At 72.5% G+C, this 21,879-nt stretch carries 8 protein-coding genes; 4 read left to right on the top strand and 4 right to left on the bottom strand.

Annotation, left to right across the window (positions count from 1 at the left end):
* Nucleotides 1-8 precede the first annotated feature (8 nt).
* From AC3ANR_RS11155 to AC3ANR_RS11145, 3 genes are all read right to left on the bottom strand, one after another.
* Nucleotides 9-3,095, bottom strand: a complete 3,087-nt coding sequence (locus tag AC3ANR_RS11155; RefSeq protein ID WP_488288182.1) for a serine/threonine-protein kinase — start codon at nucleotides 3,093-3,095, stop codon at nucleotides 9-11.
* Nucleotides 3,096-3,226: 131 nt separating this feature from the next.
* Nucleotides 3,227-14,500 carry a filamentous hemagglutinin N-terminal domain-containing protein gene (locus AC3ANR_RS11150; protein ID WP_488288181.1) on the bottom strand — a complete coding sequence of 3,758 codons (11,274 nt, stop codon included), beginning with the start codon at nucleotides 14,498-14,500 and terminating at the stop codon, nucleotides 3,227-3,229.
* A gap of 71 nt (nucleotides 14,501-14,571) precedes the next feature.
* Complete coding sequence (locus AC3ANR_RS11145; protein WP_488288180.1) at nucleotides 14,572-16,281, bottom strand: ShlB/FhaC/HecB family hemolysin secretion/activation protein; 1,710 nt, start codon at nucleotides 16,279-16,281, stop codon at nucleotides 14,572-14,574.
* 207 nt (nucleotides 16,282-16,488) lie between these two features.
* Between AC3ANR_RS11145 and tagH the strand changes: the two genes are divergently transcribed.
* The 4 genes from tagH (at nucleotide 16,489) to upp (ending at nucleotide 21,160) form a co-directional block, all read left to right on the top strand.
* Nucleotides 16,489-17,766, top strand: a complete 1,278-nt coding sequence (gene tagH / locus AC3ANR_RS11140; protein WP_488288179.1) for a type VI secretion system-associated FHA domain protein TagH — start codon at nucleotides 16,489-16,491, stop codon at nucleotides 17,764-17,766.
* 76 nt (nucleotides 17,767-17,842) lie between these two features.
* Nucleotides 17,843-19,111 carry a GTP cyclohydrolase II gene (locus AC3ANR_RS11135; RefSeq protein WP_488288178.1) on the top strand — a complete coding sequence of 423 codons (1,269 nt, stop codon included), beginning with the start codon at nucleotides 17,843-17,845 and terminating at the stop codon, nucleotides 19,109-19,111.
* Nucleotides 19,108-20,376 carry a URC4/urg3 family protein gene (locus AC3ANR_RS11130; protein WP_488288177.1) on the top strand — a complete coding sequence of 423 codons (1,269 nt, stop codon included), beginning with the start codon at nucleotides 19,108-19,110 and terminating at the stop codon, nucleotides 20,374-20,376. Before AC3ANR_RS11135 ends, AC3ANR_RS11130 begins: the two co-directional genes overlap by 4 nt.
* 154 nt (nucleotides 20,377-20,530) lie before the next feature.
* Entirely contained in the window at nucleotides 20,531-21,160 is a 630-nt protein-coding gene (gene upp, locus AC3ANR_RS11125) for a uracil phosphoribosyltransferase (RefSeq protein ID WP_488288176.1), read from the top strand.
* 264 nt (nucleotides 21,161-21,424) lie between these two features.
* On the opposite strand, the gene AC3ANR_RS11120 is transcribed toward upp, so the two are convergent.
* Nucleotides 21,425-21,808 (bottom strand): nuclear transport factor 2 family protein, encoded by a 384-nt coding sequence (locus AC3ANR_RS11120; protein WP_488288175.1) that lies wholly within the window; start codon nucleotides 21,806-21,808, stop codon nucleotides 21,425-21,427.
* Between the last annotated feature and the right edge of the window lie 71 nt (nucleotides 21,809-21,879).

Raw genomic sequence — 21,879 nt, 5'->3', positions numbered from 1 at the left:
CGCGCCCGTCAGCAGCTGGTGCCGGCCTTCAGGGCGCAGGGGCCCTCGCGCAGGGCCTCGCCCATCGCGCGCGCCTTGTTGTTCCAGAAGTTGGCCTGCTGCGCGTCGCGCTCCACCCCGCCCTGCCCCTTGCTGTAAAGCTCGCCGAGCCGGCGCGCGGCGGCACCGCTGCCCGCATTGGCGGCGCGCCGGTACGCGCTGACGGCCGCCGCCATGTTGCCGGCGCGCTCGGCCTCCTGTGCCTGCGCGAGCAGGACACCTGCGCTTTGCGCCGGGGCCGGCGCGGGCGCGGGCGCCTGTGCGGGGGACTGCGCGGGTGCCGGAGCGGCAGCGGGTGCGGGTGGGGGTGCGGGTGCAGCGACAGGAGCAGGCGCCGGCGCCGGCGCGGGTGCCGACGACGTGGCCGGCGCGGGTGCAGGCGCGGGGGTCGGCGCGGGCGCCGTCGTGCGTGCACCCGCAGGAGCTGGCCCTGGTGCTGGCGCCAAGCCGGAAGTCGGCGCTGGTGTCTTCGTGGCCGCCGGCGCGGCGCCGGGAGCCGGGGCCTTGCTGGGCGCTGGCGTCGGGGCCGGCGCCGCCTTGCCGCTCGGAGCCGGTGCCGACGGCGCCTGGGGCGCCTCGGCGGGCGCGGGCCGCGGCGCCGGCGCCGGCGCCGGGACCGTGAGCTTGGCTTGCTGCTCGGCGGGCTGCGGCGCGGGCGCGGTGGCGACCGGCGCCGTCTCGGCCGGCTTGCCGCCGCCCATCATCTTCACAGCGACGCCGATCGCGCCGAGCGCGAACACACCGGCGATGGCCATCGGCACCATCCTGGACTTCGGCTGGCCGGCAGCCGCGGCGGCCGTCGTGCCCGCCGTGGCGGGCTGGGCGAGCGGCGCTGCATCCGCCTGGCGCCTGGACGCTTCAGCCGCTTTCCGGGCGGCTTCGGCCTCCAGGCGTTGGCGCTCGTCCTCCTTGCGCCTGGCTTCGGCGGCCTTGGCTTCGGCGGCCTTGCGCTCGACTTCCTGGCGGCGGGCTTCGTCCTGCCGCTTCGCCTCGGCCTCGGCGGCTTGGCGGCGCGCTTCCTGTTCCGCCTGGAGCCTGGCCTCCTGCTCGGCCTTCTGTTTCGCTTCCGCCTCGGCCTTGGCGCGCGCTTCCTGCTCCGCCTTCTGCCGGGCGGCCTGTTCGGCCGCCTGGCGGCGTGCTTCCTCTTCCGCCTGGCGCCTGGCTTCCTGCTCGGCCCTTGCCTTCGCTTCCTGCTCCGCCTTCGCCCGCGCTTCCTGCTCCGCCTTCTGCCGCGCGGCCTGCTCGGCCGCCTGGCGGCGTGCTTCTTCTTCCGCCTGGCGCCTGGCTTCCTGCTCGGCCCTTGCCTTCGCTTCCTGCTCCGCCTTGGCCCGTGCGTCCTGCTCCGCCTTTTGCCGCGCGGCCTGTTCGGCCGCCTGGCGGCGTGCTTCTTCTTCCGCCTGGCGCCTGGCTTCCTGCTCGGCCCTTGCCTTCGCTTCCTGCTCCGCCTTGGCCCGCGCCTCCTGCTCCGCCTCCTGCTCCGCCTTCTGCCGGACAGCCTGTTGGGCGGCCTGGCGGCGTGCTTCCTCTTCCGCCTTCTGCATGGCCTCGGCGGCCTGGCGCTCGGCTTCGAGGCGTTCGACCTCCTTGGCGGCCGCGGCGGCGCGCGCCTGGACGGCGCGGGCCTCCTCGGCGGCACGGGCGGCTTCGGCGGCACGCGCGGCCTGGGCCTGCGGTTCCTCGGCCTGGCCGGCGCGGGCGGCGACCGCATCGGCGGTGGCCGGCTGCGTGCCGGTGGCGGAGCGGGCCGCCGTGCTGATGACACGCAACGTCTGCGGGCTGATGACCGTCTGGTCCTGCGGCGACGCGACGACCGCCTTGTCGGTCAGCTTGAGGCTGCCGGACGAGCCCGAGCTACCGGACGTGCCTGAGGTCCCCGACGTGCGCGAGGCGACCTGCCCCGGCAGGCGCGTGGCCTCGTCGTCGTCGTCCGCCGGCGCGGGCGCTTCACGGCGCGGCGGCGGCGCCGGGGGCTGCTCGTCGGCGTCCTTGCCGAACTTCTTCAGCCGGCGCTGCGCCAGCGCGGCGAACTTGCCGGCGGGGAACTGCTCCAGGAACTCCAGGAAGTCGTTGGCGTCCTCGGAATCCTTGATGTCCTTCCAGTACTCCAGCTCGAGCTCGAGCGTGAGGTTGGAGCCGGACAGCGGCGCGGTGTCCGAGGCCTTGCCGCCCTGGGGCGCGGCCGGCGGCGCCGCGCCGGGGCCGGTGGCGCCGCCGCTGGTGCCGGCCACCCGCTGGCCCGCGGCCTTGAGGGACACGGCGAACTCGCGCGCGGTGGAAAAGCGCTCGTCGCGGTTCTTGGCCAGCGCCTTGGCCACCACCGCGTCGATAGCCTTGGGCAGCCGCGGGTTGTGGTACGTGGGCGGCGGCGGGACCGCGCTGATGATCTGGTGGATGATGGCGAACGGGTTGTCGCCGTCGAACGGCCGCACGCCCGTGAGCAGCTCGTACAGGACGATGCCGGTGGAGAACAGGTCCGAGCGGGAATCGACCCGCTGGCCCTGCGCCTGCTCGGGCGACATGTAGCGCGGCGTCCCGATGCCCCCCGCCCCCACCTGCGTCTTGTTGGCCGCGTCCGGGTCCTGGATGCGCGCGACCCCGAAGTCCGTCAGCTTGACCCGGCCCTTCTCGATCAGCATGTTGGCCGGCTTGATGTCGCGGTGGACGATGTTGTTCTCGTGCGCGTGGTCCAGCGCCGAGAGCAGGTCCAGGATCATCGCCACCGCCATCTGCGGGCTGAAGCGCTCGCCGCGGTCGAGGTGGTGCTTGAGGTCGTCGCCCTCGATGTACTGCATCACGAGGAAGGCGATCTCCTCGTGGCGGCCGAAGTCGAAGACCGGGACGATGTTGGGGTGCAGCAGCCGGGCCGCGGCCAGCGCTTCGGTGCGGAACCGCGCCTCGTATTCCTCGGCGGCCTTGGAGTCGAGGTTCTCGACGATGATGGTCTTGATCGCCACCCGCCGCTGCAGCGACGAGTCCATGCCCTCATAGACCAGGCCCATCGCACCCTTGCCGAGCGTGCGAATGATGTCGTAGCGGCCGAGTTTCTTGACGGTCACGGAGGGGCGGACGGGCGCAACCAGCGAAAGCGCCTCGACAGTTTAAGGGCTGCCGATGGGTCGCACCACCGCAACGCGAGCGGAAAGCAGGAGGATGTCACGCATCCTCCTGCGCCCGTCGACGGCCGGCGTCAGTTGCAGGGCTGGGCGTTGAGCTGTTCCGGGACGCACTTGGGCGTCTGGATCGCCAGGTTGCGGAAGCTCAGCGGCGCCACGATGCCGTCCATGTCGGTCGTGCCGAACAGCACCAGGTCCTCGACCACCCCCACGCCCACGTTGCGCTTGAGCTCGTGCAGCACCCAGCGCGCCAGCTCGGCCTGCGTGGCGCCGGTGTTGGCGAACGCGTTGCTGAACAGCTGCGCGGTCACCGCGTCGGCGCCCACGTTGCCGGCCAGGTAGGCCCGGAACAGCGCGTCGATCGTGACGTGCACGCTCGGCGTGTTGGCGTTGATGTACATCGGGCTGGCCTGCGTGTTCAGGTCGCCGCCGATGACCTTGAGCGTGATGCCGCCCGTGGCCAGCACGCCCGGCTGCCCCTTCTTCACCGTGCTGGAGTTGGCGAACAGCATGGCGCCGTTGCTGGTGGTGGCGTTGAGCGTGCCGATCGGGCCGAGGTTGGCCGCGTCGACCGTCATCGCGCCGGCGGACGCCAGCGTCACCGCCGCGTTGCCCGCGCCGGACAGCTGGTTGATCACGAACGGCGTCGCCGCGCTGGTGTCCGAGAGCGTGATCGCCTGGCCGGTGCCGGCCACCTTCACCGCGCCCTGGAAGTCACCCGTCACGTCGGCCGCGCCCGACCCCGTGAGGTTCAGCGTGGTGGCGTCGCCGACGAGCACCGTGCCGGAGGCGGTGATGTTGCCGCCGGCCGCCAGGGTGGAGCCCGCTGCCGTCGACACACTGCCGCTGTAGGCCTGCGAGCCGGTGGTCGTGACGTCGGCGCCCAGGTGGGCGGTGCCGCTGCTGCTCACGCTGGATGCCACCAGCGCGCCGCCCGTGCTCAGGGTGCCGGCGTTGGTGAGGCTGCCCAGCGACAACGTGTTGCCGGTGGTGAGCGTGCCGTTGTTGTTCACCGCGGCCGAGCCGAGCGACTGGGCCGCCGAGCCGGTGTTCAGCGTCGCGCCGGCGGCGATGGCGACCGTCGCCGGTGCGCTCAGGCGGTTGGCCGTGTTGCCCAGCGTCAGCGTGCCCGCGTTCACGTTGACGGTGCCCGCGGCCGCCTGGCCGTTGAGCGCCGTGCTGCCGCTCGCCTGGTTCAGCGTGCCGCCGCCCAGGCTGGCGTTCACCGTGCCGCCGTTCAGGTTGTACGTGCCGGCGGTGATGAGGCCCGGGCCGTTGACGCTGCCGCCGCCCTGCGTGGTGAACGTGCCCAGGTTGGCCGCGCCGGCAAAGTTGGTCGCGCCGGCATTGCTCACGGTCAGCGCGGAGCCGCCCACGGTGCCGTCGAAGGCGATCGTGCCCGCGCCCGTGCTGCGGACGGTGATGCCGCCGGACGACACGCTGTCGCCGTAGGTCTGGCCGCCGGTGGTGGTCACGTTGCCGGCCAGGCTGGTCGTGCCGCCTGCATCGGTGTTCAGCGAGGCGACGTTGACCGGTCCGCCGAACGTCGTGGCGCCGGCGGTGTGGACCGCCAGCGCACCGGCGCCGCTGACGGCACCACCGAGCTGGATGTCACCGCCGCCGGAGCTGGCCAGGACGCTGTTGCCGGTCAGCGCCACCGGGCCCGCATAGGCCTGCGCGCCGGTGGTGGTGACGTTGCCGCCCAGGCTGGCGCTGCCGGCGGCCACGCTGCTGGCCGCCACTGCGCTGCCCGACGTCGTGGTCAGGGCGCCGATGCCCGACACGGCGCCGCCGGACAGGCTGCCCGCGATGGAGAGGTTGTTGCCGCCGCCGGTGATGGCGCCGGAGGTGACCGCGCCGGTGAGCGTGACGTTGGTGGCCAGCGTGACGGGGTCGCCGTAGGCCTGGCTGGCCGCGGTCACGTCACCGCCCAGGATGGTGGTGCCGCCGACGTCGGTCGTGACGCTGCCCGCCGTGACCGTGCCGCCGAACGTCGTCGCGCCCGCGGTGTTGACCGCCAGCGCGTGGCCGTTGCCGGTGAGCGCGCCCGTGACGCCGATGGCGCCGCCGCCGCTGCTGGCCAGCGCCAGGTCTTGCGTCAGCGCCAGCGTGTTGCCGTAGGCCTGGGCGCCGGTCGTGGTGACGTTGCCGCCCAGGCTGCTGGGGCCGGAAGCCGAGACACTGGCTGCCGACAGGTTGCTGCCGGTGGCCGTGACCAGGTTGCCGACGTTCGCGATGGCGCCGGCGACGGTGGCTTGGCCGACGAGGGTCAGGTTGTGGGTCCCGCCGTCGATGCTGGCCGCGCCGATCGTCGGGCCGGTGAGCGTCGCATTGCCGGCCAGCGTCACGGCGTCGCCGTAGGCCTGCGAGCCAGTGGTGGTCACGTTGCCGGCCAGGCTGGTCGTGCCGCCCGCGTCGGTGGTCAGCGACGCGGCGTCGACCGTGCCGCCGAAGGTGGTGGTGCCAGCGGAGTTCACGGCCAGCGCGTTCGCGCCGCCGGTGACGGCCCCGCCGATGGTGACCGCGCCGCCCGCGAGCGTCACGTTGTTCGTCAACGTCACGCCGCCGGTGAACGACTGCGCATTCGCGGTCGTGACGTTGCCGCCCAGGCTGGCCGACCCGGCGGACACGCTGTCCGCAGCCAGGGTCGACGTGGTCGTGAGCGCGCCGACGTTGCCGATCGCGCCGGTGGCCGCGGTCGGGCCCGCGAGCGTCAGGGCGTGCGTGCCGCCGTCGATGCTGGCGGCGCCGATGGACGACCCGGTGAGCACGACGTCGGTCGCGAGCGTGACGGCGTCGCCATAGGACTGCGCGCCGGTGGTGGTGACGTTGCCGCCCAGGCTCGTCGTGCCGCCGGCGTCGGTCGCCAGTGACCCGGCCGTGACGGTGCTGCCGAAACTGGTCGCCCCCGACGTGTTGGCCGTCAGCGCATGGCCGTTGCCGGTGAGCGCGCCCGTGACGCCGATGGCGCCGCCGCCGGTGCTGGCCAGCGTCAGATCCTGCGTCAGCGCGAGCGTGTTGCCGTAGGCCTGGGCGCCGGTCGTGGTGACGTTGCCGCCCAGGCTGCTGGGGCCGGAAGCCGACACGCTGGCCGCCCACAGGTCGCTGCCGGTGGCGGTCACCAGGTTGCCGACGTTCGCGACGGCGCCGCCGACGGTGGCCTGGCCGACGAGGGTCAGGTTGTGGGTCCCGCCGTCGATGCTGGCGGCGCCGATGGTCGGGCCGGTGAGCGTCGCATCGTTGGCCAGCGTCACGCCGCCGCCGTAGGTCTGCGCCCCGGTGGTCGTCACGTTGCCGCCGAGCGTCGCGGTGCCGGCGCCCGAGATCGAGCCGGCGCTGATGGCGTTGCCCGTCACAAGGCTGCCCGCGTTGCCGATCGCCGCGGTCCCGAAGGACTGGCTGGCGGACCCCGTGTCCAGCGTCGCGCCGGCAGCGATCGAGATCGTGCCCGGCGCGGTGAGCCGGTCGGCCGTCGGGCCGAGCGCAAGCGTGCCCGCATTGACGTTCACCGTGCCGACGCCCGCGGTGCCGTTGAGCGTGCTCGTGCCCCCGACGTTGTTCAGCGTGCCCGTGCCGAGGTTGGCGTCGACGGTGGCCCCGTCCAGGTTGTACGTGGTGGCCGTCAGCGTGCCCGCGCCGGACAGCGTGCCGTCCACGTTGGCCGTGCCGACCGTCTCGCTGCCCGCCACGGCCAGCGTCGTGCCCGCCGCGACGTCCAACGTGCTGCCGTCGGCCAGCGCGCCGCCGCCCGACAGCGTCAGGGTGCCGCCGGTGACGGTGGTCGTGCCGGAATAGGTGTTGGTGCCCGACAGCGTGAAGTTGCCGGCCCCCTGCTTGACGAGGTTGCCGGTGCCGGAGATGCCGCCGCTGAACGTGGTGCTGGTGCCGTCGCCCCCGGTGGCGAGCGTGTTGGCGCCGAGCGTGACCGCGCCGCTGCCCGCCAGGCTGCCGATCGTCTCGTTCGCCGCAAGGGCCAGGGTCGCGCCCGCGGCGACCGTGACCGCGCTCCCGTCGGCGATGGCTGCGCCGCCGGCCGCCGTCAGCGTGCCGCCGGCGATGGTGGTCGCGCCGGCGTAGGTGTTGGTGCCGGACAGGATGAGGTTGCCCGCGCCCGTCTTGTTGAGGCCGCCCGGGCCGCTGACCGTTCCGGAGACGGCCAGGGTGTCGCCACCGGCGGTGGTGTCGAACGTGCTGGTGCCTGCGAGAGTGACGCCGCCACTGATGCCCGCCGCGCCGACGCCACCGACCGTGCCGCCGTTGACGGTGACGTTGTTGGCGATCGTGACGCCGTTGACCACCAGGGTGTTGCCGCCGACGGTGATGCCGGACGTGCTGGCACCCGTGGCGCTGGTGATGGCGAGCGTGCCGCCGCCCACCAGGGTGCCGCTGGTGTACGTGCTGGCGCCCGACAGCGTCATGGTGCCGGTGCCGACCTTGATGAAGCCGCCGGTGCCGCTGGCGCTGCCCGAGAACGTCGTCGACGCGTTGTTGCCGCCGACGGTCATGGCGCTGTCGCCCAGCGACACGTTGCCTGCCCCTGCCAGCGAGCCGATGGTTTCCGACGTGCCCGACGTTTGGGCGAGTGTCGCGCCCGCATTGACCGTGACCGCGCTGGTGTCGGCGATGCTGTCCCCGTTCACCTGCAGCGTGCCGCCATTGACGGTGGTCGCGCCGGTGTAGGTGTTGGCACCGGCCAGGGTCATCGTGCCCGTGCCGGCCTTGGCCAGGCCTCCCGTGCCGCTGGCGACGCCGGAGAAGGTGGTCGACGAGTTGTCGCCGCCCGCCGTCAGCGTGTTCGCGCCCAGGGCGACGTTGCCGGCACCGGCGAGCGAGCCCACCGTTTCGCTGCCGGCCAGGGCCAGCGTCGCGCCCGCGGCCACGGTCACCGCGCTCGCATCGGCGATGCTGGTGCCGCCCACCTGCAGCGTGCCGCCGTTGACCGTGGTGGCGCCGGTGTAGGTGCTCGAGCCCGCCAGGACCATCGTGCCCGTGCCGGCCTTGGTCAGGCCCCCGGACCCGCCGGCCACGCCGGAGAAGGTCGTCGAGGCGCCGTTGCCGCCGGTGGTCAGCGTGCTGGCGTTGAGGGCCACGAAGCCCGAGCCGGCCAGGCTGCCGATGGTCTCGTCCCCGCCCAGGCCCAGCCCCGCGCCGCCGGCGACGGTCACCGCCGCGCCATCCGCCAGCCGCTCGGCGGCGTTGAGGGCCAAGGCCCCGCCGTTCACGTTCACCGTGGCGGCGGAGGAACTGCCGTTCAGCACCGTGGTGCCGGCGACCTGGTTCAACGTGCCGGTGCCCAGCGTCGCATTGACGGTGCCGCCGTTCAGGTTGTAGGTGGCGGCGCTGATGCTGCCGTTGGTGGTGCCATTCGTCCCCGCCGTGAACGTGCCGATGCCGGTGGCGTTCGCCAGCGTGGTCGTGCCGGACGACGCGATGGCCAGGTCGTTGCCGCCGCCTGCGAGGTTGCCGACGGAGATCGCGCCGGCGCCGGTGGACAGCGCCACCGCGCCGGTGAGCGTGACGTCGTTGTTGAAGCTGAGGGCCCCGGTCGTGGTCACGTCACCGGCGGTGGAGATGCCACCCGTGCCCGTGAGGTCGACGGTGCCGCCCGCAGTGATGTCGCCAGTTGCCTGGATGGTGAGCGCGCCGGCGGTGGAGACGGCCACGTTGCCGCCGTTCACCGTGATGCCGTTCGTGGTCGTCGCGGCCGCACCGTTGGTGGCGACCGAAGTGACCGACCCGATCGCCAGCGGCGTCACGCCCTGGGTGTAGGCGAGCGACGAGCCCGCGGCCGACAGGTTGGACGCGAGCGTGTTGACCGCGTTGGAGGTCGACGCGAAGCTGGCCGCCGTTGCGGTGGTATCCCCCAGGACCCGCAGCCCATCGGCCACGACCGCGCTGTTCGCGTCGGCGGTGATGTTGCCGCCACCCACCGCATTGGCCGTGACGGTGCCACCGGCGGTGGCCGCGGTGACGTTCGTCCTGAACAACTGGATGCCGGATCCGCCGGTGGATTCCAGCAGCACCGACGTGGCGTTCGCGCCACCGATGGTGTTGCTGGTGGCGCCGCCGCCGAACACGCCGGCCGAGAGGTTGGTGCCGTCCGTGCCGCCCTGCCCCACCAGCGCCACGCTGCCCGCACCCGTGGTGGCGACCGTGGAGCCGTTCAGCACGGCCACGCCGTTGCGGGCCTGGGCGCCGGAGCCGCCCACGCTGTGGGTGCCGCCCGTGCCGACGGCCGTGATCGCGCCCGTGTCCGTGCGGACCGTGCCCACGGCGCCCGTCCCACCGACCTGCACGCCGAAGGCCACGGCCGAGGTGTTGCTGGTCGTCCCGGCGGTGCCGGTGATGGCGATGGCGCCGCCGCCGGTGGTCTGCACGACGGAGCCGCCCGGGTTGGAGCCGCCGCCGATGTACACGCCCTGCACGTTGTTCTGGCCCGCGGTGGCGCCGGTGCCGGTGATGGCGATGCCGCCCGCGCCGGCCGTCACGGTGGATCCCGTGGTGGCGTTCGTGATCACCACGCCCGCCGACCCGCCGCTGCCCGTGCCCGTGACCGTGCCGCCCTGCCCGACCAGGGTGATGCTGCCGGCGCCGCTCGACGTGTCGATGGTGGCGTCCTGCACGACGATGCCGTGCGCGCTGCCGGTGCCGTCGACGCGGTTGCCGCCGATGCCGTCCAGCATCACGTTGCCGCCGCTGGTGGTGATGTTGCCGATGACCGCCACGCCGATCTGCCCGTTGGCCGACCCGCTGGCGCCGTTGAAGCCCTGGCCGTACATGCTGACGCTGCCGGCGCCGGTGTTGATCGAGGTGCCGGCGTTCACGGCCACGCCGCTGCGGCGCGCGCTGCTGTAGCCCGTGGCCCGGTCGGTGGCGAGCGTGCCGCCGTGCGCGGACAGGTTCCCGCCATTGGTGGTGACGCTGACCGTGTTGGCCCCGGTGGAGCTGAACACCACCGCGCCGGTGCCGGACGCGTCGCGGTCCGAGTTGAGGTCGACGTTCAGGGCGCCTGCCCCGCCGGCGGACACGGCGATCGACGACGTGGCGTCGCCGACCTGGACGTCACGATCCGCCTGCAGCGTCAGCGTCTTGGCGGACGCGCTCGTGACGGTGATGCCCTTGGTGACGGTCAGGTCCGAAGCGGCCCCGCCCGCCTTGAGCGTGACGTTGCCGCCGGCGCTGATGCCGCTGGTGCCGTTGACCGTGCCCACCGTGAGCGAGCCGTTGTTGGTCACCGCCAGGTCGCCGGAGCCGGTGAGGCTGGCTGCGACGGTGCCGACACTGTTGCCGGCGTTCGTCAACGTGTACGAGTCGCCGCCCAGGAGCTGCAGCCCGTTGGACGTGATCGCGGCCGACTGCGTCACCGCACCGGTCGCGCTCAGGGCCACGGTCGTGGCCGCGGACACGGCCCCGTCGATGGACAGCGTGCCCGCGCTCGCCAGGTTCACGGCGCCGCCGGTCGACGTCATGGCGCCGCCCAGGATGGCCAGCGAGCCGCCGTTGGTGGTCGTCACGCTCAGGTTGCCCCCCGCGGTCCTGCCGCCGAAGGTCAGGCCGCCGCTGGTGTCCGTGATCGTGTAGTTGCCCGCCACCGACGCCGGCAGGGAGCCGCTGAAATCGCCGGCGGTCGCCGAGTAGTTGCCCGCCACGCCCACGGTGCCCGTCGTGAGCAGGTTGGCCGTGCCGGCCGTGAAGGACAGGTTGTTGACGCCGGAGATGTTGCCGGTGGTCACGTCCGCGCTGCCGGTGACGGTGAGGTTCTTGCCGCCACCGGTGACGGTGCCCAGCGAGATGGTGCCGGCGCCCGCGGTGATGACCGCGTCGTTGGTGAGGGTCGTCGACGCGCCGGCGCTGATGTTGCCCGCCGTCGCCGTCAGGTTCCCGCCGAGGGTGAAGGTGGCACCCTGCACGCTCGCGGCGGTCAGGTTCGTGCCGTTGGCGGTGGTCAGCTGGCCGATGCCGGAAGCCGTGCCGGCGGTTGCGCCGCCCAGCGCGGTGAGCCCCAGGCTGTTGGCGCCGGCGTTGAGGTTGCCCAGCGCGATGGTGCCGGCCGGGCCATTGGCCGTGATGGTCGCGTTGCCCGTGAGGAGCGTGCTGTTGGCGATGGCCACGTTGCCCGCGGTCGCGGTCCAGGTGCCGCCCAGGCTGGCGTCGGTGGCCGAGATCGCGGTGGCGCTCAGGTTCGTGCCGCTGTTGGTCTTGAGCAGCGCGACGCCGCTGATCGCGCCGGTGCTGCTGGCGCCCCCGCCGGAGATGAGCTGCAGGTTCTTGTTGTTGCCGGTGACCGAGCTGCCCAGGCCGATCGTGCCGCCGCCGAAGTCCTGCAGCTGCGCGTTGCCCGATAGCGCCACGCTGCCGTAGGTCTGCTGGCCGCCGCTGGTGGTGACGTTGCCGCCCAGCGTCGCGGCGCCGCTGACCGAGAGCTTGCCCGCATTGATGGCGCCGCCGGTGGTCAGGGCGCCGGTGACGTTGACCGTGCCCAGGCCCGACCCGCTGGTGATGCTGGTCGTGCCGGCACTCGTCGCCAGGTTGTTGGCGCCGCCGGTGACCGTGCCGAGGCTGAGCGTCGAAGCACCGCCGCCGGTGAGGCTGGCGTTCGTGTTCAGCTGCGTGCTGCCGTAGGTCTGCCCCCCGGTCGTCGTGACGTTGCCGCCCAGCACCGCGCTGCTGGCCGAGGTGCTGCCGGCGCTGAGGCTGGTGCCGTTGCTCGTCGTCAGCGTGTTGACGCCGCTGATCGACCCGCTGCTGCTGGCGCCGCCGCCGGCGGTCAGGGACAGGTTGTTGCCGTTGCCGGTGACGCCGGCGACCGCCACGGTGCCCGTGCCGCCGCCGGCACTGAGCGCGGCGTTGGCCGAGAGCGACAGGGGCCCGCCGATGGTCACGTTCCCGGCGGCCGTGACGTTGCCGCCGAGCGAGACCGTGCCACCGCCGGTGGCGGCCAGGTTCACGTTGCCGGTGGTGGACGTCGCGGACCCGATCGTCAGGCTGCCGCCGTTCTGCGTGGTGATGCTCAGGTTGCCCGGGGCGGTGACTGCGCCCTGAAACAGGCCGCCCGCCGTGTCGACGATGGTGAAGCTGCTGGTGGCGCTGCCGAAGATGGGCGACAGGGACCCAGAGAAATCCTGGCCGGTCACGCTGTAGTTGCCGGCGACGTTCAGGGTGTTGGTGGTGACCAGCCCGCCGGAGTTCAGCGTCAGGTTGTTGGCCGTGATGTTGCCGGTCGTCAGGTTGCCGGCGCTGGTGGCGCTGAACGAATTCGCCCCGCCGGCGATGTTGCCGGTGGTGATGGTCGACGCGGACGACGAGAGCGACACGTTGCCCGTGAGCGTCACGGTCCCGGTGTATTGCTGCGCGCCGCTGGTCGTGACGTTGCCGCCGAGGCTGGCCGTGCCCGTGGACAGGCCGGTCGCCGAGACGTTCGTGCCGGCGCCCGTGGTGATGTCAATGAGCCCGCTGACCGAGCCCGCGGTGACCCCGCCCCCGGCGGTCAGGGACAGGTTGTTGCCGTTGCCGGTGACGTTGCCCACGTCGATCAGGCCGCCCGCCGTGAGGGCCGCCGCGCTCGACAGGCTGATGGCACCGGTCACGCCGATGCTGCCGCCGGCGGAGATGTTGGAGGCGATCGAATGGGCCGCACTGCTGCCGTTGTTGGTCACGGCGATGCCGGCCGTGCCCGAGTTGAGCGGCGCATTGAGCGTCACGCTGCCAACGCCGGTGGCCGACCCCGAGCCGGAGTCGTTCGCCGACAGGATGATCGAGCCGTTGGTGGTCGTGATGCCGGCGTTGACCGCGATGTTGTTGCCGGCTTGCGCGACCAGACCTGCACCGTTCGTCGTCATCGCAATGGCGTTGTTGACGGTGATGTTGTTGGTCGCCTGCAGGGTCACCGTGGTGGCCGACGGATTGATCGTCGCCGGATCGATGGTCTGCGTCGTGCCGGGGAAGTCGGCGAACTGGTCGACGTCGCCGAGCGCCGCCGCCCCACCGCTGGCCACGACGATGTTCATCGGATCCAGCAGCCAGTTGCCCGTGGCCCCGTGCGCGGCGGACGTGTTCACCGTGGTGGAGCGGGCGACCACCAGGCCGCCCTTGCCGGAGGTTTCGACCCGGCCGCCGTTGCCGCCTTGCGCGCCACCCTTGGCGCTGATGGCCCCACCGACGGCGGTGTTGCCGTCCGACCAGACGACGACGGTGCCGCCGTTGCCAGTCGACCCCGCGTCCGCGGCCAGGCGCGCGCCGGTGGCAACAGCGGCGGCGCTGGCGTTCTGCTCGGACCCCTTGCCCTGCCAGTTGCCGCCCACGAGGACCGTTCCGCCGCCGGCGTCGCCGCTGGCATCGACGACCGCCGTGCCACCGATGCCGACCTTATCGCCCAGCACCTTGACCGTGCCGCCCGTCTCGCCGGCATTGGCGCCCCTGGCCTCCAGCGTGCCGGTCACCTTGACGACGCCCGTGCCGCCGCCGCTCAGCACGATGGTGCCGTTCTGGTTGGCGATGCTGTTGGCGCGCACCACGCCCGACTGGTTGACCACCGTGGCCAGCGTGTCGCCCAGCGCGCTGGCGGCGATCTGCACCTGGCCGCCGTCGGCGGTGATGGTGCCGCTGTTGGCCACCGCGGCGTTCACCGCGCCGGCGTCCACCGAGAACTTCACCAGGCCGGCGCCGTTGGGATCCACCGTCACGCGCGAGCCCGCCAGCAGGCCCACCGAGCCCTGCGGCGCATCGATGCTGCCGGTGTTGGTGACCTGCGGCGCGGCCAGCGCCACGTAGCCGGCGCGGATGGCGCCGTTGTTGACCACGGTGCCGCCCGTGCCCTGGAAGCTGTAGTTGCCCGCCAGGAAGTCCCCGTTGCTCAGGCTCAGCGTCGAGGCGACCAGCCCGCCCACATCCACGCGCGCGCCCGGTGCGAACAGCACGCCGGCGGGGTTGACCAGGAACACCTGGCCGTTCGCGGTGAGGGTGCCGTAGATCGAGGAGAGGTCGCCGCCCACCACCCGGTTCAGCGCCACCGAACTGGCGCCCGGCTGCACGAACTGCACCGACTGGCCGCTGCCGATGGAGAAGCTGTTCCAGTCGATGACCGCCTTGTTGCTGCCCTGGTTGACCACCATCGAGTTGGCGGTGGGCGTGTTGATCGTCACCGTGCCCGACTGCACGACGCCGCCCTTGGGAAGCGCGAACACCGTCGACATGAAGGCGGTCGCCAGCGTGGCCATCAGGCCGGCCAGCAACCGGGACAGCAGCCGCGACAGCCCCGGGCGCGCGCGGTAGACCATGCGCAGCTTGCGCGTGACCTGGACGACGACGGTGCGGATGCTCGAGTGGCGATGGGCGGGACGGGTGTTCATGCTGCCTCCTTGGGCACTAACGGGACTGCGACTTCGGTGACTGCGGGGATGGGGCGGGTGGCGCGACGGGGTCAGAGCCACTTCTGCAGCGACACCCAGACGCGGGGGCGCTTGTCGGGATCGGAGGACGGCGCCCGCGTGAGGCGCCAGGCCACCTGCGTGGTGAGCAGGAAGTCGCCGAAGTTGCCGACCGTGAAGCCCAGGCCGACCGAGCGCAGAGTGTCGGCCACGGCGGTCGTGGCGGCCAGGGCTGCGGGCACGCCGCCTTCGTTGTATCGGACGTGGCCCCAGTCGTAGAACGCGCTGGCGCTCACGGGCACCTTGCCCGCCAGCTCGGTCAGCTGGTGGCGGTATTCGAGGTTGACGATGGCACCGGTGTCTCCGACGCCCTCGCCCACCGGGTAGCCGCGCACGCCGTTGGGGCCGCCCAGGCCCAGCTTCTCGGCCGAGGTGAGGTTCTTGCTGGCCACCTGGCCCTGCACCGCCGCGGCGATGCGCCCGCGGGCCGACACGAAGGTGGTGCGCAGGTATTCGACGTTGACCTTGCTGAACGAACCCGCCGTGTGCAGGCCCGAGGCGCCCTGGTCGAGCGCCAGGTTGACCGGGTCGATCTCCAGCTTGCCCGCGGTGAAGTTCACCGAGTAGCTGTTGAACGAGGCGCCGGCCAGCTCGTCGACGAAGTTGCCCAGCACGCTCAGTCGCAGCGTGTCCACGCGCTTGCGCGAGTCGCTCGGCGGGGTGGTGGTCACGTCGTCCAGGTACTTGCGCTCCAACGTGGCCGCGCCCAGCACGTTGCGCGTGCGCGAGCGGATGATCGGCTGCGTGGCGTTCAGGCTGTAGATCGTGGCGTCGCCGGTGGCGCCCAGCGCCGCGAACTGCTTGCCCAGCGCGTACTGCGTGCGCATGGCGCTCACTCCGACCTTGGTGGCCGCGCCGCCCAAAGTGGTGCTGTAGGCCAGGCGGTACAGGTCCGAGTGCGACTGGTCGGCCGCCTGCACGCGGATGCTGAACACGTCGCCACGGCCAGTCGGGTTGTTCCAGTTGGCCGACGCGTAGGCGCGGTTCTGGCCGGCGCTGCGGGCGCCGAAGTTGTCGATGCCCACCACCCCGTCGTACCTGGGCCCCGAGGACTTCACCAGCACGGTGATGTCGCCCTCGCCCGCATTGGCGCCGGGCTGCACCGAGGCGGTGGCGTCGAAGCCCACCAGGTCGCGCAGCAGCAGCACGGGCTTTTCCAGCGCGTACTCGGAAATCGGGTCGCCCGGCTTGAGCGACCGGTTGACGATGTCGGCGGCCAGCGACTCGGACACGCCCGCGTCCTCGGCCTTGACGGCCACCTTGCCGACCCGGGCCTCCAGGACCTGGATGACCACCGTGCCGCCGGTGGCCGGGAACTGCTGCTCGGGCAGGTAGGCCTCGGTGAGCAGGTAGCCGCGCTCGCGGTAGTAGCGGCGCACCGCGGCGGCCGCCTTGCCCAGGCCTTCCATGTCGGTCTGCTTGCCGGTGAACTCGGCCAGCAGCGGCATCAGCTCGGATTCGGGATAGAGGGTGTTGCCCTGGATGCGGAACGCCGCGGGCGTGACCTTCACGGCCTCGGAATACGCGGCGGCCGGCCGCGCCTGCGGCAACTGGACCGCGGGCCCCGTGGCGGGCGCCGGCAGGGACGGCAGCTGGCGTTGAGGTTCGAGCAGGGTCCCGGCGTCGGGACGGTTCTGTTGCGCAACGGCGGGCAACGAACAGGCGGCAGCCGCCGCGATGGCCGCCAAAGTTCTCTTCCTCAAGGCAGACTCCTCAGCTGGAATAGTGATCCAAGTCCCACGGAACTCTTACATCCGTTTACGGATGTGTCAATTGCCGTTACGGCTGATGTGTGTGGAAATCCCGGCCCGCGTGGCGTCGCAGCGCATGTGCGGCCGATGTGAACGGCCGGCCACCGCCCGGCTCCATGCACAATCGCGCTGTCTTCTTGTCGAGCCAGGACTTCCGGCGTGTCCTACCTCCTGCATTTCTCCGGCCCGTCGTTCGAGCAGACCGTGGCCCTGCAACGGGCCACGCCCACCGTCGTGGTGGGCCGCGACCCCGAGGCGGCGGTCTACCTGCCCGACACCGAGCGCCTGATCTCGCGCCGGCACCTGTCCATCGACTGGGCCGAGGACGGCGCCCGCATCCAGGTGCTCTCGGCCAACGGGATCAACACCGACCGCGGCGACTACTTCGCCGGCGACGAGGTCGTGCTGGCCGACGGCGAGTCGGGCCGCATCGGCCCCTTCACCCTGATCGTCGCGGCCGTGCCGCAGTCCGCCGACCTCGACGCCACCAGCTTCTCCGGCATGGGTTCCCGGCCGATGCCCGCAGGCCCTGTCACGCGCTCGGCGCACGCGGACGATTCGCGGCCGGGCGCCGGCAAGGACCCCTGGGCCGAGCTCCTGGACCAGTGGTCGGCGCCGGCGCAGGCGCAGCCGGCACCGGCCCCCGCGCCGGTCCAGCGCCCCTTCGACGACCCGTTCTCGTCCTCCACCTCCTGGCGCATCGAGGACCTGGGCGCCTTCGGCGGCACCGGCGCGTTCACCCCGCCGGCCGCCGCTGCCGCTCCAGCTCCCGCGGCCACCCCGGCGCCCTCGGGCGCTTCCGTCCCCAGCACGCCCGAACGCCTGGCGCTGCAGTCGCTGTGCCGCGGCCTGGGCATCGAGCTGCCCGCGGGCCAGGCTCACTTCGACTGGGAGCGCTTCGGCATCCAGGTGCGCCAGGCCGTGCAGTGCCTGGGCGAGCACCTGAACACGCGCGTGGCGGCCCGGCGCGACATGAAGGCCGAGGACCGCACCATGGTCGGCGCCAAGGCCGCCAACCCGCTCAAGACGGGCATGCAGCTGCCGGAGCTGCTGCAGTACCTGCTGGGGATGCCGGACGGCGCCGGCGGCTTCGTGCCCGCGCGCCAGGCGCTGGAGGAAGCCGCGGCCGAGGCCAGGGCGCACGAGGCCGCCACGCGCGTCGCCGCCCGCGCGCTGGCCGAGGGCGCGATCGGCGACTTCGACCCGGCCAGGCTGCGCGGCACGCTGCTCAAGGGCAAGCTGAGCATGACCTCGCTCGTGGACAACGCGCGCCTGTGGGACCTGTACGCCGGCTTCTACGACCAGAACGCCGAGCGCCTGCCGCACTGGGTGGACCACCTCTTCAACCGGCACTACATGGCCGGCTACCTGCGCGAGATGGAGCGCCTGCGCCGCCTGGCGGCCAGGCCGCCGGCCGCGCCCGAAGCGCCCCACTGACGCGTCCCGCGGCGGCGCCATCGGCGCAACCGCGGCGGTGCGGTCCTTGCTAAAGTCTCCGTTTTAGGAGCAGCGCATGTCCTCCGACACGTCCGCGCCTCGCCACATCCGCCTGACATCGCACAGCGGGGGCACCGGGGCACCGACCATCCACTGGGGCGCGTCCAGCCCGGCCGCGCGCGGGCCCGTCGTGGGCACGACGACCTCGCGCGCGCACCGCAACGTGATCGGCACGCACAGCGGCTCGTACAGCGTGTACCGCGCGCTGGCGGTCGCCGCCGGCGCCCTCTCGCGCAGCCACAAGGCCGACCTCACCAACACCTCGCCCACCGACGCGATCGGCCCGTATCCGCAGTGGACCGACCCGGGCCGCATCGTGAGCCTGGATCCGTGGGGCGCCATGGTGGCCGACGCGTTCCGGGACGAGATCGCAGCGGGCATCGACATCCGCCCGACGATCGCCGTGACCAAGGCGCACGTCATCCTGCCGGAGGTGATCGAGGCGGTGCAGAAGGGCCGCCTGGTTCCGGACGGCAAGCTGCTCACCGCCAACGGGGCGGCCATGGTCACCAAGGCCGCCGTCGAGCCCGTGTGGTACCTGCCCGGCGTGGCCCGGCGATTCGGCTGCACCGAGACCGACCTGCGCCGCGTGCTGTTCGAGGAGACCGGCGGCATGTACCCCGAGCTCGTCACGCGCGGCGACCTCGACGTGTTCCTGCCGCCCATCGGCGGCCAGACCATCTACATCTTCGGCGACCCGCGCGACCTGGCGAACCCCGAGGTGGAACTCACGGCCCGCGTGCACGACGAGTGCAACGGCTCGGACGTGTTCGGCTCCGACATCTGCACCTGCCGGCCGTACCTGACGCACGCGATCGAGGAATGCATCCGCGGCGCGCAGCCCAGGGAGGCCGGCGGCCGCGGCGGGGTGGGCCTGATCGCCTACTCGCGCAAGGAAGGCCGCGCGCTCGGCGAGGTGACCAAGTTCCTGGTCTACAACGCCCGCAAGCGCCAGGTGGGCGGCGACACCGCCGACCAGTACTTCGCCCGCACCGAGTGCGTGGCGGGCGTGCAGGACATGCGCTTCCAGGAGCTGATGCCCGACGTGCTGCATTGGCTGGGCGTGCGCAAGATCCACCGGCTGGTCTCGATGAGCAACATGAAGTTCGACGCCATCACCGGCTCGGGCATCGAGGTGGGCGAGCGCGTCAACATCCCCGACGACCTGATCCCGGCCGACGCCCGCGTCGAGATGGACGCCAAGATGGCCGCCGGCTACTTCACGCCCGGCGAGGTGCCCGATGCCCGGCGCCTGAAGGAAACCCGCGGACGGGGACTCGAATGACCGACCCGAACCAATTCGTGCACGGGCACTCGCAGGGCGAGGTCGCCGCAGCGACGCTGCGCACCACGGTGGCGGTGCGCGAGCGCTGCGGCCAGCTGCTGGACCGCGCCCGCGTGGGCCACTCCGCCTGGTTCACGGTCGACGACGCCCGGCTGCGGCCCGCCGCGGCCGAAGTGGCCGCCGCGACGCGCCGCCGCTATCCCAGGCTGCACATCCCCTTCCACAGCCGCTGGCGCCACTTCGAGGCCGGCGGCGTGGACCGCCGGGCCCAGCTGGAAGAACTGCTGGGCGACGCGCCGCCGGCCACGCGGGCCCGCGCGATGGTCGACCTGGCGTTCGTCAGCGTGCTGCTCGACGCCGGCGCCGGCCCGGACTGGAAGTACCTGGAGCCGGCCACGGGCCAGACCTACACCCGCTCGGAGGGGCTGGCGGTCGCCAGCTTCCATGCCTTCACCGCCGGCATGTTCTCCAGCGACAAGCTGCGTCCGCTGCAGGCCGATGCGCAGGGCCTGCGCGCGCTGGTCACCGACCACCTGGCCACGGCCTTCCAGGTGCACGAGCACAACCCCATGGTGGGCCTGGAGGGCCGCGCCATCCTGCTGCGCCGGCTGGGCGAGGCGTTGTCCGAGCAGCCTGAGGTGTGGGGCGATCCGCCGCGGCCCGCCGGCCTGTACGACCTGATGCTGATGGCCGACGGCGGCATCGCGCATTCGGCCGAGGTCGAGGTGCACGACATCCTGTCGCAGATCCTGGCCTCGCTGTCCGGCATCTGGCCGCTGGGCCACAGCATCGGCGGCGTGCCGCTGGGCGACTGCTGGCAGCACGCGGCCGTGCGCGGTGACGGGCCGTCGGCCGGCTGGGTGCCGTTCCACAAGCTGTCGCAGTGGCTCACCTATTCGCTGCTCGAGCCCTTCCGCTGGTCGGGCGTGCAGGTGCGCGGCATCGACAAGCTGACCGCGCTGCCCGAGTACCGCAACGGCGGCCTGCTGCTGGACACCGGCGTGCTCAAGCTGCGCGAGCCCGAGGCCGCGCGGCAGGTCTGGCATCCGGGCGACGAGATCATCGTGGAGTGGCGCGCCCTCACCGTCGCGCTGCTGGACGAACTGGCCGGCGCCGTGCGCACGGAGCTGTCGATGAGCGAGGAGCACCTGCCGCTGGCCTGCGTGCTCGAAGGCGGCACCTGGGCCGCCGGCCGCGAGTTGGCCCAACGCACGCGCCAGGGCCTGCCGCCGCTGCAGGTGCACAGCGACGGGACGGTGTTCTAGGCCCAGGAGTCGTCATGCCGGGCTTGACCCGGCATCCAGGTCCGGCGCATGGGACCGGCACAGGACTGGATTGCGGGTCAAGCCCGCAATGACGGGCAGACACAGCCAGTCCAATGGCTATAGTCGGTCCGTCCCCTCCTTCCGACCCGCAGCCATGTCCCAAGTCCACCTCATCGACCACCCGCTCGTCCAGCACAAGCTCACGCTGATGCGCAAGAAGGAGGCGAGCACCAACAGCTTCCGGCGCCTGCTGGGCGAACTCGCGTCCCTGATGGCCTATGAGGTCACGCGCGACATGCCGATGCAGGACGTCGAGATCGAGACCCCGATGGAGAAGATGACCGCCAAGGTCATCGACGGCAAGAAGCTGGTGTTCGTCTCCATCCTGCGCGCCGGCAGCGGCATCCTCGACGGCATGCTGCAGGTGGTGCCGGGCGCGCGCGTGGGCCACATCGGCCTGTACCGCGACCCCAAGACGCTGGTGGCCGTGGAGTACTACTTCAAGATGCCCGAGCACATGGACGAGCGCGACGTGGTCGTGGTCGACCCGATGCTGGCCACCGGCAACTCGGCCATCGCGGCGGTGGAGCGCCTCAAGGAGCTCAAGCCCAAGTCGATCAAGTTCGTCTGCCTGCTCACCTGCCCGGAAGGCCTCGCGGCGATGCAGAAGGCCCACCCCGACGTGCCGATCTACACCGCGGCCATCGACCGCCAGCTGAACGAGCACGGCTACATCCTGCCGGGGCTGGGGGATGCGGGCGACCGGATCTTCGGGACGAAGTAGCGGCGGCTGGATGAGGACCGGACTGGATGGCGGGTCGAGCCCGCCATGACGACCCTGGGGCGCTCTTGGCCGTCATGCCGGGCTCCGCATTTGTCTGTCATGCCGGGCTTGACCCGGCATCCAGCGACGTCGGCATGAGGACCACCGGACTGGATGGCGGGTCAAGCCCGCCATGACATCAGTGGGATGGCGGGTCAGGCCGCCATGACAACACGTGGGCACAGCGGGTCAAGTCCGCCCTGACGACGCCATCCGCCGCAGCCCTCACCCCAGCGCCGGCGGCTGGGCGCCGAAGAATCCCACGACTCGGCTCAGGCGGCCGTCGACGTCCAGGTCGGCGATGTCGATGCCTTCGACCACCGGCGCGCCCCCCGGGCTGACGAGCCGCCAGCCGTAGCGCAGCATCTGGTGGTGCGCGTCGACCGCGGTCGTGCGCTCGAAGCGGTGGCCGGGGAACTGCGTGAGCAGCGCCGCGGCCTGGTCGCTGATGCCCTGGTGGCCGCGCGACTCGAACGGCGGATCGACGAGGCGGCCCTCGAGGCTCCACACGCCGCGCAGCAGCTCCATCCGGCGCGCCGCATCGGGCTCGGCGTAGGCGGCAAGGTGGGTGTCGACGAGCTGGTCGAGGGACGGGGTCGGTGCTTGCATGGCGATCTCCTTGGTGGCGAGTGGAAGGGATGCCCGCGATTCTTCGCGCCGCCGCGCGCCCAGTCGATGAC

Source organism: Ramlibacter sp. JJN2-2R (assembly GCF_057747835.1).
Note: the sequence above shows the minus strand (reverse complement) of the source record. Positions and strands in the feature narration are given on the sequence as shown.

Excerpts from the sequence above, each read along its gene's own strand:
- AC3ANR_RS11120 (WP_488288175.1), bottom strand. The coding sequence starts at position 21,808 with ATGCAAGCACCGACCCCGTCCCTCGACCAGCTCGTCGACACCCACCTT.
- AC3ANR_RS11130 (WP_488288177.1), top strand. The coding sequence starts at position 19,108 with ATGACCGACCCGAACCAATTCGTGCACGGGCACTCGCAGGGCGAGGTC.
- AC3ANR_RS11135 (WP_488288178.1), top strand. The coding sequence starts at position 17,843 with ATGTCCTCCGACACGTCCGCGCCTCGCCACATCCGCCTGACATCGCAC.
- AC3ANR_RS11150 (WP_488288181.1), bottom strand. The coding sequence starts at position 14,500 with ATGAACACCCGTCCCGCCCATCGCCACTCGAGCATCCGCACCGTCGTC.
- upp (WP_488288176.1), top strand. The coding sequence starts at position 20,531 with ATGTCCCAAGTCCACCTCATCGACCACCCGCTCGTCCAGCACAAGCTC.